Raw genomic sequence first — 566 nt, 5'->3', positions numbered from 1 at the left:
GACGAGTGGGTGTTAGCCGACGCCATCGAGTCCGGCGACCCCGACCACGAGGAGATAACGGGGATGAACTTCCGCGAGATATACGACTACCTCGACGCGGAGTACGGGACGACCGTCACGAAAGACGAGTTCGTCGCGGCGTACCACGAGAACTCAGAGAGTGTCTACGGCGAGCACGTCGTCCTGATGGACGGCGCGGAGGAGCTGTTTTCGGACCTCCGCGCGGCGGGCAAGAAACTCGCAATCGTCTCGTCGGCCCCGCAGGACTGGATTTCGACCGTCCGCGAGCGATTCGACCTCGACGGCAAGCGCGTCGCCGTGCTCGGACTCGCGTTCAAGCCCGGCACCGACGACATCCGGAAATCCCGCGCGATTTTACTCATTCAGGCGCTCCTCGACGCAGGGGCCGACGTCGTCGGCTACGACCCCGTCGCCACCGAGAACATGCGGGAGCGGTTCCCCGACATCGACTACGCCGACTCCGCCGCCGACGCGCTCGCAAACGCCGACGCGGCGCTCGTCGCAACCGACTGGGACGAGTTCGCGGCGCTCGACGACGAGTTCGA

The 566-nt window shown here is 65.7% G+C and carries 1 protein-coding gene; it reads left to right on the top strand.

Annotated elements, in window-relative coordinates; all coding sequences use genetic code 11:
* Positions 1-566, top strand: a 566-nt coding sequence (locus tag DVK06_RS19420; RefSeq protein WP_233561793.1) for a UDP binding domain-containing protein, incomplete at both ends; no start/stop codon positions are given.

The sequence above is a fragment of the Halorubrum sp. Atlit-28R genome, from assembly GCF_003665955.1.
In the GTDB taxonomy this organism is placed as follows: domain Archaea; phylum Halobacteriota; class Halobacteria; order Halobacteriales; family Haloferacaceae; genus Halorubrum; species Halorubrum tropicale.
The sequence above is the reverse complement of the archived record's forward strand: the minus strand, read 5'-3'. Positions and strand labels throughout refer to the sequence as shown.